This is a genomic window from Rhizobium sp. C1 (genome assembly GCF_021026335.1).
GTDB lineage: Bacteria > Pseudomonadota > Alphaproteobacteria > Rhizobiales > Rhizobiaceae > Ensifer_A.
This window is the reverse complement of record NZ_JAJNCY010000007.1, coordinates 168,332-187,674: the sequence shown is the minus strand read 5'-3', so window position 1 is coordinate 187,674 and position 19,343 is coordinate 168,332. Positions and strand designations below refer to the sequence as shown.

The window sequence follows — 19,343 nt, the reverse complement described above, 5'->3', positions numbered from 1 at the left end:
TTCATGCGCCGGAGAACCGCTTGCGTCCGAGATAGCCCGCCCCATCCTGAATGTCGGAAACGATGGCGCGGCGCAGGGCCTCTGCATCCTTGTCGCGGATGGCCTGCATGGCCTCGGCATGCCGGTCAAAACGATAGGTCTCTTCCAGATTTTCGGTGGCTTCCCGCATGAATGGCCCGAGCCGCACCCAGACAGACTCGATCAGCGGCAGCAGGACCGCGGACGAACGCGTCTCGTAGAGGCAACGGTGGAACGCAAAATTGCGCTCTATCCCGCTTTCGATATCGTCGGCGTCATAGGCCTCATCGATCTCGGCATCGAGCTTCTGCATGCGGGCAAGTCTCGCCTCGTCGACATGCAGCATGGCGCGTTCGGCTGCGAGCGTTTCGAGCGCGATGCGCGCCGAGAGCGTCTCGTCGAATTTCTCCGGCGTCATGTTGGGCACGCGCACCCGGCGATTGTCCATATGCTCGAGCGCCCCATCGGCGACCAGCAGATGCAGCGCCTCGCGGATCGGCATGGCCGACACGCCCAACTCCTCCGCCAGCCCGGTAATGGTGACGGCCTGTCCCGGCGGCAGACGCCCCGTCATCACCGAATGGCGCAGCGACCGGTAGGTCCACTTCTTCACGCTTTCCCGCGTATTCCTGTCCAATGGCTTCAGCAATGTCGTCCCGCTCACCCGACGATTGATCAAATCTGTTCGGCGAAGATTATAGCCAGTTGCGCCGCGATGCCAGTGCCCGCAATCATCAGGTTCATCAATGTCCCGTCAGTTTGTCAGCGAAGCGGGCCAACCGCGACGTGCGCCCCAGCCCCTCCGCTTCGCGCCGGTCCGCAATCTTGTACAGCTGATACATCGTGTGAACGCCGAGCCAGCGCAGCGGTTCCGGCTCCCAGCGGCGCACCGTACGATTGACCCAGGGCAGGCGCGCGAGTTCCGTATCGCGCTTCAGCACCAGATCGGCGAGCGTGCGACCGGCAAGGTTGGAACTGGAAACCCCAAGCCCCACATATCCGCCCGCCCAGCCAATGCCCTTCGCAGCGTCGAACCCCGCCGTCGTGCACCAGTCGCGCGGCACACCCAGAACACCACACCAGGCATGATCGATGCGCACACCTTTGAGCTTCGGAAACAGCCGCAGCAGGATCGCATGAAGCTGCGCGATGGTCGCATCCTGCGTCTGTCCGTTCACATCGGTGCGCGAGCCGAAACGATAGGGCACGCCGCGCCCGCCCATGGCGATGCGGCCCTCGCGGGTGCGCTGTGCATAGCAATAGGCATGCGCGCCCTCGCCGAGCAATTCATGTCCCCGCCAGCCGATCTCGTCCCACAGCGCCTCTGGCAAGGGCTCGGTCACGATCTGCGCGCTGTTGAGCGGCAGCCATTCGCGTTCATGCCCCGGAAGCCCTGCGGTGAACCCCTCCGTCGCCCTGAGAATGACCGGCGCGCGCACGCTGCCGCGATCCGTCTCGACCACGCCCTTGCGATAAGCGGTAACTGCCGTTCCCTCGTAAATCGTCACGCCCAGCCGCTCGACAGCGTCGGCGAGCCCCCGCGCAAGCTTCGCCGGCTGCACCCGCGCCATGCCGCGCACGACGAGGCCGCCCTGAACGCCCTCGACCCGAACCCGTTCCGTCGCCTCGCGCGCCGACAACAGCGCCACCTTCTCGGCGGGAACCTCCCAATCGCGCATCGACCTATAGTCATCCGCCAGCCGGCCCATCTGCGCCGCATTGGTCGCCACGACAAGATTGTCGGCCCTCACGATATCCGCATCGATCCCCTCGGTCTCCGCCACCCGGATCACCTCGTCCACCGTTCCCGCCATGGCGCTTTGCATGGAAATCACGGCCTGACGGCTCGAGGTCTTGAGATACTTCTCCCGCGACCAGTCGAACCCGCCGGAAAGCCAGCCGCCATTGCGTCCCGACCCGCCGAAGCCGGCGAACTCCCGCTCGACAATGACGATGGAGAGCGAAGGATCAGCCTTCTTCAGGTAATAGGCGGTCCAGAGCCCTGTATAACCCGCGCCGATGATGCAGATATCCGCCTCGCGATCGCCCGGCAGAGCGGCACGTTTCTCCGGCAGGCCACCCAGATCGGCATACCAGAAGGAGACGTTACCGTTCATCTTGACCTGCATAAGTGTGGCAACCTTTTTACACTTGAGAAAATCGCAAATCCAAATCGATTGAAATCATCTCGCACTTGCGAAATGACTGGTCATCGAGAAAGTCTGACGTTATCACTAGACAAGGCTCAGAAGCCAAAAGATTTCAAGGGTTACAAGCAGCAAGACTTGGGGGAGACGACACCATGGCCATCGAACAGATCGGCGTCATCGGAGCAGGCCAGATGGGAGGCGGCATCGCGCAGGTGAGCGCGCTGGCCGGCTACAAGGTCGCAATCTACGACATCTCCGCCGAGCGCGTCGAAGCCGGCATTGCCACGATCGGCGCCAACATGGCCCGCCAGGTCGCCGGCGGCAAGATCACCGCCGAAGCCCGCGAAGCCGCCATGGCCCGCATTTCCGGCGGCGCCGACATGGCCGTTCTCTCCGAAGCCGATCTCGTCATCGAGGCGGCGACCGAAGACGAGACGATCAAGCGCAAGATCTACGCCCAGCTCTGCCCGCTCCTGAAGCCCTCGGCGATGCTGGCGACCAACACGTCGTCGCTCTCCATCACGCGCCTTGCCTCCGCCACCGACCGGCCGGAGCGCTTCATGGGCATCCATTTCATGAACCCGGTTCCGATCATGAAGCTGGTCGAACTGGTACGCGGCATCGCCACCGACGACCCGACCTTCCAGGCGGCGCGCGCCTATGTGACGGCGCTGGAAAAGACCATCACCGTGTCGGAAGATTTCCCCGCCTTCATCGTCAACCGCATCCTGCTGCCGATGATCAACGAGGCGATCTACACGCTCTATGAAGGCGTCGGCTCGGTCGAGGCTATCGACACGGCCATGAAGCTCGGCGCCAACCACCCGATGGGCCCGCTACAGCTCGCCGACTTCATCGGCCTCGACACCTGCCTCTCCATCATGCAGGTCCTCTACGATGGCCTCGCCGACAGCAAATACCGCCCGTGTCCTCTGCTGGTCAAATATGTCGAAGCCGGCTGGCTTGGCCGCAAGACGGGCCGAGGGTTCTACGACTATCGTGGCGAAGTGCCGGTTCCGACACGCTGATCCGGATCGCTAGCCCTCGCAGGGCGGCTTGCTCCGCAGGCAGAAGCCTGGCGCGCTCCCGCATGTCGGGCAGAGCGCCGTTGCGATTTACCGCAACCTCATGAAAATGCGGGCCCAAACGGGGAGGAGACCATCATGACAGCGGAAAGCACCCGGACAGCTCCCTCGCGCCGCGCGGACTACCGAACCTTTCGCACCATCCACACGCGCTGGATGGACAATGACATCTACGGCCACATGAACAATGTCGTGCACTATTCGCTGTTCGACACCGCTGTGAATGGCTGGCTGATCGAGGCCGGGCTTCTGGACCTGAAAGCCGGCACGGAGGTCGGCCTTGTGGTGGAAACAGGCTGCCGCTACCACGCCGAAATGATGTTCCCGGATGTCATCACCGCAGGCATCCGAGTTACCCGCATCGGCTCGTCCTCGGTACGCTACGAAGTCGGGCTCTTCCGCAACGACGAGGACACGGCGAGCGCTGAAGGCTTTTTCATTCATGTCTATGTGGATCGAGCGACACGGCGACCGAAAGCCTTGAGCGACACCATGCGCAAAAGGCTGGGAGAGATAGAGGCTTGAGGCCCCGCCGCAGGGATCGGCGAGGCCTCTGAGCAATTCCAGCAAAAGCGGAAACCGCCTTCGCGTCCGGAATTGCGTCTAACTTTCCGAATGTCACGCCGGCATGAACGAGCCGAACGTGACCTCCGTATCGATGACCGGAACCATCGCGCCGCGGGAATGCGAGTAGACATCGCTGGTCCCCGTGACCTGAAAGCCCAGCTTGTCCTGCACCTTGAGCGACGCCGGATTGTCAGCAATCGCGCCGGCAAACAGCGTTTCGCCCATCATCCGGCCGAAGAAGCGCTCGATGATCGCGCTGACGGCCTCGGTCATGTAGCCGTCGCCCCAGTGGGAGGGCGACAGCCAGTAGCCGAGGTGCCAGCCGGTGCGCTCGCCCGCTTCCCGCCATTCGATGGTGATGCAGCCTTCCAGCGCACCGCCGTCGAAGGTGATGGCATAGGCCCAGCCATTCATCTCGCCGGCTCCCCAGAGCCGGATCCAGTCCAGCGCATCGTCGCTGGCATAGGGGACCGGAACCGAGGTCAGCATGCGGACGACCCGGATATCCTGCATGGCGGCAGCAATCCGGTACTGGTCCTCCGGCTTCAGCTTGCGCAGGTTAAGCCGCGGCGTGCGGATCGTCGGCTGGGTGGCGAAGTCAAGGCTGCGGGCGGGAGCCGACGCGTGCCTTTGGCTCCGCTGTGGAAGTGCGAGCGCGCTCATCTCGAACCTCCCCAGCTTCTCAACGACATCCAGGTCCGCCGGTCGAGCCTGTACCATTCGACCGGAACCGGCCCGCCCATGGCGAGAACCGAGACCATGCCGGTGCCCTGGAACTGGAACCCGCACTTGTGAATGACCCGCCGCGAGGCGACATTGACGACGCGACAACGCGCATCGATCGTCTCGATCTGTCCGGAGCGGAAGGCCATGTCGACGAGAACCTGTGCGGCCTCCGTCGCATAGCCCTGGTTCCAGAACGGCTCGCCCAGCCAGTAGCCGATCTCGGCACGGGTGGGGTCGCTCGTGTCCTGCTCGATCCCGCAGCAACCTAAAAATCGACCGTCATCCGCCTTCGTGATGGCATAGACGGCCTTGCCAATCCCGCCATGGGCGGCGCGGCCGACAAAGGCTCGGGCATCCGCCACCGTGTAGGGGTGGGGCATGCGCGATACCATCGTGGCGACTTTGGCATTGTTGGCGAGATGGGCAAGGGCGTCGATGTCATCAATGTGGGGAGCGCGCAGAACCAGCCGCTCGGATAACAGGACGGGGGACGCACTTAAGGCCCTTTGCGGTGCAGATGGCAACTCTGCCCGCTCTAGCGGGGACCGGGATGGTCCCTCTCTCAACAGTTCGCTTTGCATCGGTTCAGTCCTTCTTGAGACAAAAGAAAAAGGGGAGTTGGGTATCGCCCCATCTCCCCTTTTTGTCTCTGGCCTGAACCTGTTTCCAGGGTGTGCCAGCCGGGTCCATGGGACGCCGGCTGTTTTAGAGCGCTACCGGCTTATTCCGCTGCTTCCGCCGCTTTCGGCATCACGGACACGTACGTGCGGCCGTTGCCTTTCGTACGGAAGTTCACATTGCCGGCGGTAAGCGCAAAAATCGTATGATCCTTGCCGAGGCCGACATTGTCACCAATGTGCCACTGCGTACCGCGCTGACGCACGATGATGTTGCCTGCTACGACGGCTTCGCCGCCGAACTTCTTCACGCCAAGGCGCTTGGACTGCGAGTCGCGACCGTTGCGCGAGGAGCCGCCAGCTTTTTTGTGTGCCATGGGAGTTCTCCTTTAAACCTAGTTCTTACTTGCCGGCCGCGATGTCCAGGATACGGACAGTCGTCTGATGCTGGCGATGGCCACGGGTGCGCTTGGAGTTCTGCCGGCGGCGCTTCTTGAAGGCGATGACCTTCTTGGCGCGGCCCTGCTCGACAACTTCCGCCGTCACGACAGCGCCTGCCACAACGGGAGCGCCGATCTTCGTGCCAACCATGAGAACTTCAGTGAATTCGATCTTGGCGCCTGCTTCGCCTTCCAGCTTTTCAACTGTCAGAACGTCGTTGGCGGCCACGCGGTACTGCTTACCGCCGGTCTTGATGACTGCGAACATTTTTTAACCTTTCATGTCCGTTCCGGCTCTTATCTTGCGATTTGCGAGACAGGCCGTCTTTTTATCAGTCGATTGAGCAGGGAAATCAAAGCCTTGCAGCCTCGGCCCACCTGCCGGTGAAACCCGCAAATCCCGCGGAACCAAACAGCGGACAGAGTCCATGCCATTTGACCGTCGCGGGATACGTGAAGGTTGAATGACTGTCAACCCAAGGCCCGATGATTTCTTGCATTTTCGCTCTTGCCAGCCCATCTATCTCTCGCTATGAGACAGCCCGCGCGTCAAACCGCGCCGACCAGACATGCGGAGAGGTGGCAGAGTGGTCGAATGCACCGCACTCGAAATGCGGCATACCTTCACGGGTATCGTGGGTTCAAATCCCACCCTCTCCGCCATCGTACAAACACTCTCCTCCAATTTCGCCGCAAGTGTTTGAGCCTAATACGCTTTTCTGAGTGATCTGCCCTCAGCCAAGGGCCAGAATCTTGACCAAGAAGCCAATTGTATCGTCCATTGTATCGTTGGATGTATCGTCCATTGTATCATCGGAGACCCACGGGACTGAACATCCGAACGTCGAAGCCTCTTCCGTTTCGAAACGGAATCGTAAGCCGCGTGCGCGATCTTCAGACCGCTATCTTCTGCGATCAGGCGCGTCTTGGATGTTCCAGATTCGCATCCCCGCAGCAGCAGGCGGCAGGGGTTTGCGGCCGATCCGCATCGGGCTAGGTGTGCTGTCGAAAGCCGAAGCGCGCGAGATTGCCGATCGGTTGGCAGCAGTCGCGCGGATGAAATTCAGGGAGCTTGCAAAAAGCATGGTTGGTACAGAACCGGACGGACTTGACGACGACGAGCAGCAGGCCCTGCTCCTCACGCAATTGACTATCATGATGAAGTCAGCGCTTTTCGACATCCGCAACCCGCCATCGGAACCTCCAGCCGATGAGGCCCGTGGGCTCGCATTCATGAAGGATGTCGTCAGTTATGCGCAGCAGCTTTCTGCCAAGCAGCAAGGCCTGCCGCATCAGTCCGTGATCGCCGACAACGCGGAGGCTCTCGCCACCCTCCGATATCAGAAATTCGAGAAGGAACTTCGAGACGGGAAAGCCTCCGAGCCTCAGCTCTTTGCTTCACCGCCACCTACACCCCTGACGGCAGCCGAGCCGAGGGCTGGGCAGCCAGAGCCGAATTTCGCTGCCGCCCACTCGCCATCGGGCGCACTTACGAAGAAAGTAGACGCGCCCATAATTACAGCACGCAGTGCATCTGGTCGCATCAAGGTCGACAGGACACCTGCCTATGAGCAGGACCGCAAATCAGTCGTCCGCGCTCCATCGACAAAGCCTTTGTTCAGCGAGATCGCGAGCGAATATCTTTCAGATCGCTATCAGAGCAAGACCGAAAAAGCAAAAGACGTTCAAACCGCCGAAATGCGCCTCAACATGTTCGTCGAGCTGATCGGCGATCATCCGATCGATACCTACACGGCGGCGGATCTTCAGGCCTTCGTCCACCTCATGGGCAAATGGCCAGCAAAGGAAAAGGAACGCCCGGCAGGGATGTCCACAATTGACATAATCCGCTGGAACGCAGAACTGCAAGTCTTGCCACTCGCCAAGGCGACCTTGGAGGACGGCTACGTCGCGGTCGTCAAATCAGTCTTCGGCTCGCGGACCACAAAGTACGACTACGTAAATCCGATGCGAGACACTTCTTTGCGCTATCCCGATAGCGCGCGAAAAAAAGTTTCGGCAGAACCACTTGGTGCCGACAAGATCTCAAAGCTTTTCGAAGTGGGAGTAAACTCGGGGTTCATGGACGAGGCAATGCTACCGCTTATCGGCTTGATGACTGGCCGGCGGATAGGGCTTCTCGTTCATCTCCGCGGCAGCGATATCCGCAAGAAATACGACGACGTCGCGGTGGCACAAGTCACCAATCTCATCCAGGTCGGCGGCCGTTGGAAAACCGTCCCGGTCAAGACCGATGACAGCGTCAAGTTCTTTGTGCTTCACAACTTCCTGAACGAGATCGGATTTGTCGACTGGACTCAGACGATTGGCGACGAGTTTATCTTTCCGGAGCTGATGAAGAAAGCGGATCCATCCAAGACAGCGTCTCAATATATGGGGCGGCTCTACGCGCGGGCTGGCATCAAAGATACTCGAGGTGAGGTTTTCCACTCGCTTCGCGGTGGTTTTATCGCCGAAGGCCGTGATCAGGATGTTCGTGATCGAGATCTTCGGCTCCAGGCGGGTCACGACGCCGGGGAAGACGAGCATTCGAAGTACGGTTTCAGGCACATCACCGAAAAGTCGGCGCATAACATTGCCAACCTGCCGCTCAATCCGGCTATTGATTTCTCGATGTTCAGGGGACTGGATTTCGACGCGATGTGGAAGAAGAAACGGACTTTGGGACGGGCAATCGGAACCAAGCTCGAGAAGCTGGAATGACGCTGCGCCGAGAATGGCAAAGCGGAAATAATTTCCGCATTGGAGCCCTGCCTACCAGGACATCCAAGACACTCCTACGGAAGCAAAAGCGGTGACATTGCTATGATATGTTGGCATGCCGACCGACAACATGTAGAAAATTTAGGGAGGAGTGACCTGAATGCCACCCGGGATTGGCAGCGGCTTAGAGAAAGAAATAGGGGCGAATGTCGTCTTCATCGGACCAGAAACAACAGATTGTTGTGTCTTGGCACTGTAAGAAAGAGTCGCTCAGCCAAATTTTCTGAAATATCGAATTAGAACGGATTCTGGGGTGGCCTATACGAGAGCGGACTTTCGTGCCTTGAAGACAAGTCTTCACAGGACGCTGATGGATGAAAACAAAGAGCCCCTGTCCTGTGTTCTTTACGAATCTCCGTCAGTTCACGGGGCGCTGATTGTTCAATTCGATGATGGTGTTGAGGACCATTATCACGTTGCCGAAGCGTGCAACATTGCCGCCGTCATCAACTCTGTCCGCCGCATCCTGAGCCTGCCCAGGTCGGAGATTGCGTGCGAGGAAATGTCTGAGGTTCTCATTCTGAGACTGGATGTACTCAGGGAGTATATCCGAGCTACGGTGGAGACCTCTCATAAAGGCAGCTATTCGGAAAGCGAGGCTGACAAAATGATCCGGCGGTGGGCGGGCTTTCTTAAGCACCCTTCCGACTACGTTTTCGCGCACAGGTGCCTTTCGTCTGACGGCGTTACCTATGAGCCACCAGCGATCGAAATCGATTGCGCATTTTTGACCCGATGGGATAGTCTCAAACCAAGAGAGCGCGATATGATGAAAGCTGATTTGAAGAACCAGATAGTCACAGTCGGACTTCCGGCGGTTGACCAACTTGAGGCTTTTCTGACTTCTTCCGCGCAACACATCAACGATTTGATTGAAGCGAACGCCAGGCACTCGGTGCTTTGATTCGGCCGGCTGCATTCTTAGGGCGACCGTCTTTCTCGTAGCTGCCAATTGCGAAAGTATGGTGAATTGACAAGTCTCTGCGCCATCAGGACCAGGCGCAGTACTTGGCGGCATTGTTGATCCGGAAATAATTTCCGCTTTGGGGCCGTGAGGGGACTGTCCGCTTCTGACGGATGAAGCACAGAAGCGGACATATATCATCGCCAACGGAATAATTCAGATTTCGGTTCGTTCGGCGAGTTCCAAGGCATCCTCAATGTCGACGCCGAGATACCTCACTGTGTTCTCGATCTTGGTATGGCCAAGCAGGATCTGGATCGCTCGGAGGTTGCCGGTGGCTTTGTAAATCATGGCAGCCTTTGTTCGTCGAAGGGAATGCGTGCCATAGTCCTCCCGACGCAGCCCAATCGCTGTCACCCATTCATCCACCAGTCTGGCATACTGTCGAGTGCTAAGATGATCGGTATGGTCGACACGACTGGGAAAGGCATAGTCGTCGACTGTTCCTCCCCTTCGTTGAAGCCAAGCAAGCAGACTGGCTCGGACCTCAGTCGTAATTTCGAACTGCACCGGCCGGCCGGTCTTCTGCTGGACGACTATCGCTCGAGTTCGGATTTCATGGCCAGTGACGAGGGTCCCGATTTTGAGTTTTACCAGATCGCAGCCGCGGAGCTTACTGTCGATCGCAAGATCGAAAAGCGCACGATCTCTCATCCTTCCTTCTCGGTCGAGGTAGAAGCGGACTGCCCAAATCTGGCGTTGTTTCAGGGGCTTCTTGACGCCAACTTGCTTTCCTGCGTTCCAAGCCGGTTTACCCAGTGCAGCAGGATCATATTGTGAGATACCCATTTTAGTTCTCCTACGGCCACATTGGCCAGAGGGAGAATGAACGGTTTTGGCTCCATGGCGGGGCCGATTGCAAATCGTCGGCACGGTCTGAGCCGGAAATTATTTCTGTTTTGACGACTGGCGGGCAGTGGATTGTGTCTGCCCGGCGCAGCGCGTCAGGAAAGGGTGTAAGATTTGGCGTTTGCGGACGACTAGCGTTGGTAAGTTCACCTGTTTAAGAGCTACGGCACCATGGCGATGGAATATTCCAGGAGAAATGTCATTCGAGTTTTTGGTTTAGCTGCGGTTGGCAGCGTGGCTGATCTGACAGAGCCATCGAGCGAACCATGACGCGGATTTTTCTGGTGGGTGGTGGACATGCTCATCTGATTGTCATGGAGGAGCTTGCGAAGAAGCGCCGCGATGATCTTGAGGTCGTAATGGCGACGCCTTCGCCTTGGCAGTATTATTCGGGAATGTTGCCGGGGCTGATATCAGGCCGCTATGCAGAAGATGACTGCAGGATCGATATCCGGCCCCTTGCCGCGAAGGCGGGTGTTCGACTGATCCTTGAGCCTGTCGCTGCCATCGATGCCGATCGCAACATGGTGTGCTTTGCTGACGGACGGGATTTGGGTTATGATTTGATGTCTCTCGACATCGGTAGCGAGATCAATGCTGGATGGCTTGCCAGCCTTTCAGACAAGCTTCTGCTCCCCAAGCCGATTGATGGCTTCGTGGCTCAGTGGCATCAACTGCTTGACCGCGCGAAGGCCGAAGCACAGGTTCGCCTCGTCGTTGTCGGCGGCGGCGCGGCCGGGGTCGAACTGGCGCTCGCAACGAAACGGGCGCTCGACTCAGCTTCAGTCACGGCAGAGGTTTTCCTTATTGCCGGCCGCTCCAGCGTCCTTTCCAGCCATGGTGCGAGAGCACGCAGGCTGGCCACACATGCGCTCGCTCGAAGCGGGATCATGGTCATCCAGGAGCGCGCGGCCGGCAGCGCGAATGGTGTGCACCTATCGAATGGCCAAACCTTGGACGCCGACTATGTGATTGCCGCGACGGGTGCCCGCCCCGCTTCATGGCTCGAACTGTCCAGGCTGTCGCTCGATGAACACGGTTTTGTTCTGGTCGACGCCGCGCACAGGAGTGCTTCCCATCCCAACGTGTTTGCGGTGGGCGATGTCGCGGCAAGAACGGATGTGACCATGGAGAAATCGGGCGTTCACGCAGTTCGCGCCGGACCGGTGCTGGCACGAAACCTGATCGCGGCATCAAAAGGCGAAAGCCTGCAACCCTACTTCCCGAGGAAGAGATCCCTCTACATTCTGGCGAGCGGACCCGGAACTGCAATCGCCTCCTGGGGTGCGCTGAGCGCTGAGGGAAGATGGGCATGGCGTTGGAAGGACCGCATCGATCGAAACTTCATCAATCGCCTCAAAGTATGATCACATTTACGGGAGCGCCGATCGAGGTAAAGGGGAAGGTCGATTCCGCAGGAACATACCGCTCACCATGGCGCAGGTCTCGCGCTTTCACGAGAACTTGAACGACGCGACTAGGTTTCTGTGACACCTTGCCAGCCAATCCTTTTCATCTCATCCGCACGGGGCAATAATGACGAAGCCGGAACCTGCCTTCGATAATCCAGAGTTCCTAAGGGAACTGCGAGGGCAAATGCTCAAATTTGCGATCCTGCAACTCTCTGATCCTGTTGTTGCGGAGGATGCCGTTCAGGAGGCCTTGGCCGGAGCGCTCAAGAACGTTTCGACCTTTGCCGGTCAGGCTGCCATCAAGACCTGGGTCTTTGCCATCCTTAAAAACAAGATCATCGACACGATCAGACAGAGACAGAAGCTTGCCCAGCTTGCGCCCTTGGTCTCGTTCGATGGCGAGGCAGATGATGTGGATACCCTGTTCGACAGGCGCGGCATATGGAAGGCGCAAAACAGGCCGACCGATTGGGGTACTCCCGAGGATAACGTCCTTGGGCGCGATTTCTGGCGTGTCTTCGATGCATGCCTCAATCATCTTCCCGCGCAGCAGGGCAAGGTCTTCATGATGCGGGAGTTCATGGACATGGCGACTGCGGACATATGCGTTGATGCAGGCGTTTCTGTCTCTAACCTCAACGTGCTTCTTCACCGCGCGCGGCTTCGGCTGCGCAATTGTCTCGAGAAACACTGGTTCCAAGGGGAGAAGCGGGCATGCTGAACTGCTGGAGCGCGACGAAGCTTGCTTCGGATTCCCTGGACCGGAAGCTGACGCTCGTGGAGCGGATGCGGCTGGGAACGCATCTTGCCATGTGTCCCGCCTGCCGTCGCTTTTCGCGTCAGGCCGCGGATCTGCGCCAATTGTCGAGGCTTTACTGTTCCGTTCCGGACGACCTCTCCAGGCCTTCCGAAACGGACAGCGAGCGGTGACTGTAAGAAAGGCTCAGATGCGCCGACAAATGGCCAAGTAACCGAACAAAAATAGGAGTTTGGCTCTTGAAACGAGCGCTGGTTTTCATCGTGCTGGCCGTTGTTCTGCTGGCTGTCTATGCTCTAGCGGGCCATGCTCTTCCCGACATTGGCGACTTGAAGGCAAACCTTCAGCCATTGACCGAATGGGTAACGGCCCGCCCGATAGGTTCGGCGCTTGTCTTTTTCGTCTTGTATGTGGTGATTGCCTCGCTTTCCGTACCCCTCGCGACCGTCGCGACTTTGGCAGCAGGCGCGCTTTTCGGTTTCTGGAAGGGGCTTGCGCTTGTCTCATTTGCGTCGAGCCTCGGTGCGACGCTCGCCTTTCTCGCCGCCCGGCTCTTGCTCCGCGATGCGGTGCAGGAGCGCTTTTCGAACCGTCTTGTCGCGATCAATGAGGGTTTCCGGAAGGACGGGGCCTTCTATCTGTTCACGCTGCGGTTGCTGCCAATCGTTCCGTTCTTTCTGGTCAACCTCACAATGGGCCTGACGCCGATCAAGGCCAAGACCTTCTACTGGGTCAGTCAGGTGGGAATGTTGGCCGCGACGGCGGTCTTTGTGAATGCGGGAACACAGATCGCAAAGATCGATAGTCTTAAAGGAATTCTCTCGCCCGCTTTGATCGGATCCTTCGTCCTGATCGGCCTTTTTCCGTGGTTTGCGAAGATCTTCGTTGATTGGCAAAGACGGAAAAACGTCTACGCGCGCTGGTCCCGCCCGAAGCGATTTGACCGCAACCTCATCGTCATTGGTGCAGGTTCGGCAGGACTCGTCAGCGCGTATATTGCGGCGGCTGTGAAGGCAAAGGTGACGCTGGTCGAAGCCAACAAGATAGGCGGCGATTGTCTGAACTACGGCTGCGTACCGTCCAAGGCGCTCATCAGGAGCGCGAAGCTCGCCGCACAGATACGCAAGGCCGACCGGTTCGGGCTTTCAGGCTCGGAACCGCATTTTTCATTTCCTTCGGTCATGCAGCGCATTCGAGATGTCATCGCGCAAATTGCACCGCATGACAGCGTCGAGCGATATGAAGGTCTCGGCGTCGAGGTCCTTTCGGGCTATGCGCGCATCAAGGACCCCTGGACCGTCTCCGTTCGACTGGCCGATGGAACCGATCGGCATTTGACCACCCGTTCGATTATCATAGCCACAGGAGCGCGCCCCTTCGTGCCGCCGCTGCCTGGCATAGAGGATTCGGGCTATGTCACCTCCGATACGCTTTGGGACCGATTTGCGAATTTGAGCGAACCGCCGAGGCGGCTCGTCGTCCTTGGCGGCGGACCCATCGGTTGCGAGCTTGCGCAAAGCTTTGCGCGACTTGGTTCTGAGGTGACCCAGATCGAGATGGCCGATCGCCTTCTGGTGCGGGAGGATTCGGACGTCTCCGACTATGTCCGCAACGCGCTTGAGGCAGATGGCGTTCGGGTTCTGACATCGCACAAGGCGCTAGCCTGCGGCAGGGATGGCGACCAGAAACACATCCTTGTAAGCGACGGAAAGCGGGAGATGCATATCCCCTTCGATGAACTCGTCTGCGCGGTCGGACGCAGCGCGCGCTTGACGGGATTTGGTCTCGAAGAGCTTGCCATCCCCACCGAGCGCACTGTCACGACCAACGCCTATCTGGAAACGATCCTGCCCAATATTCTGGCGGCGGGCGATGTCGCGGGCCCTTACCAGTTTACCCATACCGCTGCGCATCAGGCGTGGTTTGCGACGGTTAACGCGCTCTTCGGTACCTTCAAGAGGTTCAAGGCGGATTATAGAGTAATCCCCTGGACGACCTTTACCGATCCCGAGGTTGCTCGCGTCGGGATCAATGAACAGGAGGCCCGGCAACAGGGCATCGCTTACGAGGTCACCCGTTTCGCCATCGACGATCTTGATCGCGCCATCGCCGAGAGCGCGGGACACGGTTTCATCAAGGTTCTGACCGCGCCGGGCCACGACCGGATCCTCGGCGTGACGATTGTCGGCGAGCATGCCGGCGATATCATCGCGGAATTCGTGTTGGCGATGAAGCACGGCCTCGGCCTCAACAAGATCCTCGGAACCATACACGCCTATCCGACATTCGCGGAAGCGAACAAGATGGTGGCCGGCGAATGGCGGCGGGCGCATGTGTCCCGGCGGCTGTTGGCCATATTGGACATCTATCATCGTTTCATGCGGGGCGCTTCGTCATGATCGATAGCTACATCCTGCCAACCCAGAAGAGGTTCCTGCAACCGCTTGCAAACCTGCTCGTAAGATCGCGGGTTTCCGCAGACAATATCACGGTGGTCGGCTTCCTCGTGGGGCTTGCCGCCGCGCCGCTGCTAGCCTTCGGTCATTACGGTGCCGCGCTGGCTGTCATCCTGATCAATCGGATCTTCGACGGGCTGGATGGCGCGGTCGCGCGGACGTCAGGGCCGACGGATCGCGGGGCCTATATCGACATAGCCTTTGACTTCTTTTTCTACGCGACCATTCCATTCGGCTTCGCGCTTGCCAATCCGGAGCAGAATGCCTTGGCGGCGAGCGCACTTGTCGCCGCTTTCATGGGCACCGGATCAAGCTTCCTGGCCTTTGCCACGATCGCCGCGAAACGCGGCATTTCGGCGGATGCCTATCCCCAGAAGGGCATCTATTATCTCGGAGGCCTGGCCGAAGGTGCGGAGACAATTGCTGCCTTTGCGGCCATGTGCATCTGGCCCGACCATTTTGCCGCGATCGCCTGGAGCTACGCGGCGATCTGCATGGTGACGACCGTGACGCGCTGGCGGCAGGGCTGGGTCGTCTTTTCTGAGAAAGAGCCGGAAAAGAATGTAAGGAACGCAGCCGGCACTCGACCAACACGGGAAGATCAAAATTCTCTAAGGGAGCCTTCATGAAACGACCACTCCTTCTTGCGGCAGCGCTCGCTTTGGCCGCGCAGCATGGCTTTGCGGCCGATGACTGGAACGCAACGCTGGCAAAGGCGAAGGGCCAAACGGTCTACTGGAATGCCTGGGGCGGGGATGAGCGGACGAACGCCTTTATCGCCTGGGTAGGTCAGGAGACTGAAAAGCTCTACGGCGTGAAGGTCAAGCAGGTGAAGCTTTCCGATACGGCTGAGGCGGTGAACCGCGTGATTGCTGAAAAGCAGGCAGGCAAAACCGAGAATGGCTCCGTCGATCTGATCTGGATCAACGGACCGAACTTCCTGTCGATGAAGGAAAAGGGACTTCTCTACGGTCCCTTCGCACAGACGCTGCCCAATGCAAGGTTTCTCGATCTGACGCCGGGCTCCGCAAACGTGGTCGATTTCACCGTGCCGGTGGACGGCTACGAATCGCCCTGGAGGCTTGCTAAATTCGTCTTCAACTACGATAGCGCCAAGGTCTCCGACCCTCCAAAGACCATTGAGGCGTTTGTCGACTGGGCGAAGGCGCATCCCGGTCGCTTTACGCATCCCGCCGTCAGCAACTTCATGGGAGCCACTTTCCTCAAGCAGGCTCTGATCGCCTTGACGCCCGATCCGCAGATCTTGCAGTCTCCAGCAACGGACGCAAATTTTGACGCTGCCGTTGCCCCCCTTTGGCGCTGGTATGACCTGCTGAAACCGAATCTCTGGCATGGAGGCGCAGACTTTCCTGCGAATGAGGCTGTGCAGGACCAGCTTCTGGGCGATGGTGCGATCGACATTTCCATGTCATTCGATCCGGCAAGCGCCGCATCGGCGGTCGAAGACGGCAGACTGCCGAAGAGCGTTCGCACCTATGCCCTGTCCGGAGGCTCGATCGGTAATGTGAGCTTCGTGGCCATCCCCTTCAATGCCGCGCACAAGGAGGCGGCGGAAGTGTTGGCGAATTTCCTGCTTGCGCCCTCCACGCAGGCTCATATGCAGGACATCCGCGTATTGGGCAGCTATTCGGTTCTGGATTGGTCGAAGCTGGACGATGCACAACGAAAGGCGTTTGACGACTTGCCCAAGTCGGCCTCACTGCCCGGCAACGACGCGCTCGGGAAGACCCTGCTGGAGCCACATCCGTCCTGGATGACAAGGCTGACGGAAGCGTGGGCCAAGCGCTATGTGAAATGAAGCGGAGGGGTACTCAAAAGCAGGCCATCGTCGTTGCGGCGCTGCTGTGCGGCGGCTTCCTGTTGCCGATCCTCGCCGGGCTCTGGCAGACAGTGCTGCCGGCGTTCGGATATCTTCCGGCGATCGGCGCGACGAATGTCAATCTCGATGCCTGGCGCAATCTCTTCTCGACGCCAGGCTTCGGGACGAGCGTCGGCGTGACCGTTTTCGTCGGCTTTTCGGCCACTTTTCTTGCGCTGGTCGCGGCCATTGCGTTTCATGCGCATCCGCGAGTGCGGAGTTGGACGCGTTTCGACAGTCTATTTGCGACGCCTTTGCTTGCAAGTCCGCATGCAGCCATCGCGATCGGCCTTGCTTTCCTGATTGCCCCTTCGGGCTGGCTGTTTCGCCTGGTCAGCCCTGAACTGAGTGGCCTCTCCGTCCCGCCCGATGTAACGATAGTCAACGATGCAGCGGGGCTGGCCCTCATTTTCGGCCTTGTGGTGAAGGAAACGCCCTTTCTCATTCTTGTGATCGGCGCGGCACTCAACCAGTTGCCGCACCAATTCTATCGCGCGAGCGCTCGCTCGCTCGGCTACGGTCCTGGAGCAGCCTGGGTCTTGGTGGTGTTCCCGCAGATCTACCCGCAGATTCGGCTCGCCGTTTATGCCGTTCTTGCCTTTTCGCTTTCGGTCGTCGATGTCTCCGTGATCCTTGGGCCGGGAACGCCGCCGACCATCGCGGTTCAGACGCTCCGGTGGTATTCTGCGGCAGACAGCGAAATGCTTCTGACCGCTTCAGCCTCTGCCGTCTTCCTGACGGCGCTGGTGATCGGAGCAATCCTTCTGTGGTGGCTGGCGGAACGTGTGATCGTCTTTTCTTCGACCTGGCTGCTCGCGTGCGGAGCCCGCCATCATTGGCTGAATTTCGTCGCCAAAGCACATTCGGCTTTCGGGTCGGTTATGCTGCTCACAGGCGGTTTGTCGTTGGTGGGCCTTCTCGTCTGGTCCATGACCTGGCGGTGGAATTTCCCCTTCGCTCTACCCGAAAGCTGGTCGCTCGCCATCTGGTCTCGATCCATGGGCGACTGGAGTTCGGCCTTCATGGCGACACTATGGATTGCCGTATCTTCAAGCCTTGCTTCCCTCGTCGCAGCGATTGCCGTTCTGGAAACGCTTGATCGTTCAGGTCGCAAAGGCATGCGTGCCCTGACAATTTTCATCTATCTACCGCTCATTCTGCCTCAGGCGGCTTTCATCTTCGGCCTGCATGTGGCGTTCCTGCAGTCCGATTTAGCGGGTACAATGCCGGCTGTCGCCTGGTCGCACATGCTCTTCGTCTTTCCCTATATCATGCTCGCGCTCACAGACCCCTGGCTGGCGCTCGATCCCAGATTCGCGAGGGCTGCGGCGTCGCTTGGCCATACACCGAAGCAGATATTGCTGCATGTGAAACTGCCTATCATGATGAGACCCGTGCTCACCGCCTTTGCCATAGGCTTCGCCGTCAGTGTCGCGCAATATTTGCCGACGCTGGTGATCGGCGAGGGACGGATTGATACTTTGACGACGGAAGCCGTTGCGTTGTCGAGCGGCGGAGACAGACGGGTCATCGGGGTGTTCGGCACGCTGCAGGCACTCTTACCGCTTGTCGTCTACATCATTGCCCGGACCGTGCCGGCGTTCGTCTTCGCAAAAAAGAAGGGCATGGCAGGAGCCCGCGCATGACCGCACTTGAACTCAAGGACGTCTCGATCTCGATTGCAGACACCGGCCGCAGGCTCGTCGCTGACTTGAACCTGAAAGTCGAAGCAGGCTCCGTCACCACGATCATGGGACCGAGTGGTTCTGGAAAATCATCCCTCCTTGCATTCATTGCCGGGCATCTCGAACCACCATTGCGTGGCTCCGGAACTGCGATATGCGGCGAGACCGAGATATCCGGCCTGCCGCCAGAACTGCGGAAAATCGGCATTCTCTTTCAGGACGATATGCTGTTTCCGCACTTGACCGTCGGCGGCAATCTCAACTTCGGCCTGAGCGCCACCGTCAGAGGAAGGCGCGAAAGAATGCAGAGAATAGAAGCCGCCCTCTCGAGGTCAGGACTGGACGGTTTCGCCGGCCGGGATCCTGCAAGTCTCTCCGGCGGTCAGCGCGCCCGTGTGGCACTGTTACGGACACTGCTTTCCGAACCCAGGGCTCTCCTCCTTGATGAGCCGTTCTCAAAACTCGATGCCACCATGCGCGACGACATTCGCGATTTCGTCTTCATGCAAGCGGCGGAGCAGCATATTCCTGTGCTCCTGGTGACGCATGACGAAGAGGACGCCAGGATCGCGATGGGTCCTGTTTTCGACATTTCGGAATATGCACGGCCGTAAAGGCCGACATCTGGCTCGCAGGTAATTCACGTTGGATGTTCTGCCAGAAGTCATGATGCGGCGAAGTTGCGCGTCCTCGAAGATTAGGAGCTCCCGCCCATCCACCTCTCTGGGCCGTCTTTCCGACGGACGACTGGCGAGCGCCAAGGCGCGAGCATCCACGCAGTTCGCGGAGCAGGTTCTTACGCGAAATGCCAAACTTGACCAATAGCAACAAATTGAACGTCAGCTTTCAGCGCAACTTCTCGCCGCCCCCTACGTCTGGAATGAGGGCGCATTCCCGCCGTTCAAATTCGTCGAGAATCGTCTCCACTTTGCTGGACGATGTGTTACGTCTCGA

The 19,343-nt window shown here is 59.0% G+C and carries 19 protein-coding genes and 1 tRNA gene; 13 read left to right on the top strand and 7 right to left on the bottom strand.

Annotated elements, in window-relative coordinates; all coding sequences use genetic code 11:
- Window position 1 precedes the first annotated feature (1 nt).
- Entirely contained in the window at window positions 2-631 is a 630-nt protein-coding gene (locus tag LQK83_RS16090; protein ID WP_230838402.1) for a GntR family transcriptional regulator, read from the bottom strand.
- A gap of 130 nt (window positions 632-761) precedes the next feature.
- Window positions 762-2,147 carry an NAD(P)/FAD-dependent oxidoreductase gene (locus tag LQK83_RS16085; protein WP_230838401.1) on the bottom strand — a complete coding sequence of 462 codons (1,386 nt, stop codon included), beginning with the start codon at window positions 2,145-2,147 and terminating at the stop codon, window positions 762-764.
- Between the two features lie 173 nt (window positions 2,148-2,320).
- Between LQK83_RS16085 and LQK83_RS16080 the strand changes: the two genes are divergently transcribed.
- Together LQK83_RS16080 and LQK83_RS16075 are read left to right on the top strand one after the other, a co-directional pair.
- Complete coding sequence (locus tag LQK83_RS16080; RefSeq protein WP_230838400.1) at window positions 2,321-3,196, top strand: 3-hydroxybutyryl-CoA dehydrogenase; 876 nt, start codon at window positions 2,321-2,323, stop codon at window positions 3,194-3,196.
- 135 nt (window positions 3,197-3,331) lie between these two features.
- The gene (locus LQK83_RS16075) at window positions 3,332-3,778 is read left to right on the top strand and encodes an acyl-CoA thioesterase (protein ID WP_230838399.1); all 447 of its coding nucleotides are present in this window, start codon (window positions 3,332-3,334) and stop codon (window positions 3,776-3,778) included.
- Window positions 3,779-3,871: 93 nt separating this feature from the next.
- Here LQK83_RS16075 and LQK83_RS16070 read toward each other — a convergent pair whose 3' ends face one another.
- The 4 genes from LQK83_RS16070 to rplU all read right to left on the bottom strand — a co-directional run bounded on the left by LQK83_RS16070 (window position 3,872) and on the right by rplU (window position 5,871).
- Window positions 3,872-4,483, bottom strand: a complete 612-nt coding sequence (locus tag LQK83_RS16070) for a GNAT family N-acetyltransferase (RefSeq protein ID WP_230838398.1) — start codon at window positions 4,481-4,483, stop codon at window positions 3,872-3,874.
- Window positions 4,480-5,127, bottom strand: coding sequence for a GNAT family N-acetyltransferase (locus LQK83_RS16065; protein ID WP_230838397.1), 648 nt, complete (start codon window positions 5,125-5,127; stop codon window positions 4,480-4,482). Before LQK83_RS16065 ends, LQK83_RS16070 begins: the two co-directional genes overlap by 4 nt.
- Window positions 5,128-5,267: 140 nt before the next feature.
- The gene (gene rpmA / locus LQK83_RS16060; protein WP_109856461.1) at window positions 5,268-5,540 is read right to left on the bottom strand and encodes a 50S ribosomal protein L27; all 273 of its coding nucleotides are present in this window, start codon (window positions 5,538-5,540) and stop codon (window positions 5,268-5,270) included.
- A 25-nt stretch (window positions 5,541-5,565) separates the two neighbouring features.
- The gene (gene rplU / locus LQK83_RS16055) at window positions 5,566-5,871 is read right to left on the bottom strand and encodes a 50S ribosomal protein L21 (protein WP_112628730.1); all 306 of its coding nucleotides are present in this window, start codon (window positions 5,869-5,871) and stop codon (window positions 5,566-5,568) included.
- A gap of 305 nt (window positions 5,872-6,176) precedes the next feature.
- Here rplU and LQK83_RS16050 point away from each other — a divergent pair.
- The 3 genes from LQK83_RS16050 to LQK83_RS16040 all read left to right on the top strand — a co-directional run bounded on the left by LQK83_RS16050 (window position 6,177) and on the right by LQK83_RS16040 (window position 9,291).
- Window positions 6,177-6,266 (top strand) — tRNA-Ser (locus LQK83_RS16050).
- A 267-nt stretch (window positions 6,267-6,533) separates the two neighbouring features.
- Window positions 6,534-8,327: a hypothetical protein gene (locus LQK83_RS16045; RefSeq protein WP_230838396.1), complete on the top strand. Its 1,794-nt coding sequence runs from the start codon at window positions 6,534-6,536 to the stop codon at window positions 8,325-8,327.
- Window positions 8,328-8,697: 370 nt separating this feature from the next.
- On the top strand, window positions 8,698-9,291 hold the full coding sequence (locus LQK83_RS16040; protein ID WP_230838395.1) for a hypothetical protein: 594 nt from the start codon (window positions 8,698-8,700) through the stop codon (window positions 9,289-9,291).
- 216 nt (window positions 9,292-9,507) lie between these two features.
- Here LQK83_RS16040 and LQK83_RS16035 read toward each other — a convergent pair whose 3' ends face one another.
- Window positions 9,508-10,140, bottom strand: coding sequence for a tyrosine-type recombinase/integrase (locus tag LQK83_RS16035; RefSeq protein WP_230830186.1), 633 nt, complete (start codon window positions 10,138-10,140; stop codon window positions 9,508-9,510).
- Between the two features lie 326 nt (window positions 10,141-10,466).
- Between LQK83_RS16035 and LQK83_RS16030 the strand changes: the two genes are divergently transcribed.
- From LQK83_RS16030 to LQK83_RS15995, 8 genes are all read left to right on the top strand, one after another.
- A complete protein-coding gene (locus LQK83_RS16030) occupies window positions 10,467-11,567 on the top strand; it encodes an FAD-dependent oxidoreductase (RefSeq protein WP_230830185.1) in 1,101 nt (366 codons plus the stop codon).
- A gap of 169 nt (window positions 11,568-11,736) precedes the next feature.
- Window positions 11,737-12,333 carry a sigma-70 family RNA polymerase sigma factor gene (locus tag LQK83_RS16025; protein WP_230830184.1) on the top strand — a complete coding sequence of 199 codons (597 nt, stop codon included), beginning with the start codon at window positions 11,737-11,739 and terminating at the stop codon, window positions 12,331-12,333.
- Window positions 12,327-12,542 carry a zf-HC2 domain-containing protein gene (locus LQK83_RS16020; RefSeq protein ID WP_230838394.1) on the top strand — a complete coding sequence of 72 codons (216 nt, stop codon included), beginning with the start codon at window positions 12,327-12,329 and terminating at the stop codon, window positions 12,540-12,542. The genes LQK83_RS16025 and LQK83_RS16020 overlap by 7 nt, the downstream gene beginning before the upstream one ends.
- A 66-nt stretch (window positions 12,543-12,608) precedes the next feature.
- Complete coding sequence (locus tag LQK83_RS16015) at window positions 12,609-14,768, top strand: FAD-dependent oxidoreductase (protein WP_230838393.1); 2,160 nt, start codon at window positions 12,609-12,611, stop codon at window positions 14,766-14,768.
- Entirely contained in the window at window positions 14,765-15,454 is a 690-nt protein-coding gene (locus LQK83_RS16010; RefSeq protein WP_230830181.1) for a CDP-alcohol phosphatidyltransferase family protein, read from the top strand. Before LQK83_RS16015 ends, LQK83_RS16010 begins: the two co-directional genes overlap by 4 nt.
- Window positions 15,451-16,644 carry an ABC transporter substrate-binding protein gene (locus LQK83_RS16005; RefSeq protein WP_230830180.1) on the top strand — a complete coding sequence of 398 codons (1,194 nt, stop codon included), beginning with the start codon at window positions 15,451-15,453 and terminating at the stop codon, window positions 16,642-16,644. Before LQK83_RS16010 ends, LQK83_RS16005 begins: the two co-directional genes overlap by 4 nt.
- Window positions 16,641-18,350 carry an ABC transporter permease gene (locus LQK83_RS16000; RefSeq protein ID WP_230838392.1) on the top strand — a complete coding sequence of 570 codons (1,710 nt, stop codon included), beginning with the start codon at window positions 16,641-16,643 and terminating at the stop codon, window positions 18,348-18,350. The genes LQK83_RS16005 and LQK83_RS16000 overlap by 4 nt, the downstream gene beginning before the upstream one ends.
- A complete protein-coding gene (locus LQK83_RS15995) occupies window positions 18,347-19,003 on the top strand; it encodes an ATP-binding cassette domain-containing protein (RefSeq protein ID WP_230830178.1) in 657 nt (218 codons plus the stop codon). The genes LQK83_RS16000 and LQK83_RS15995 overlap by 4 nt, the downstream gene beginning before the upstream one ends.
- Window positions 19,004-19,343: the final 340 nt, after the last annotated feature.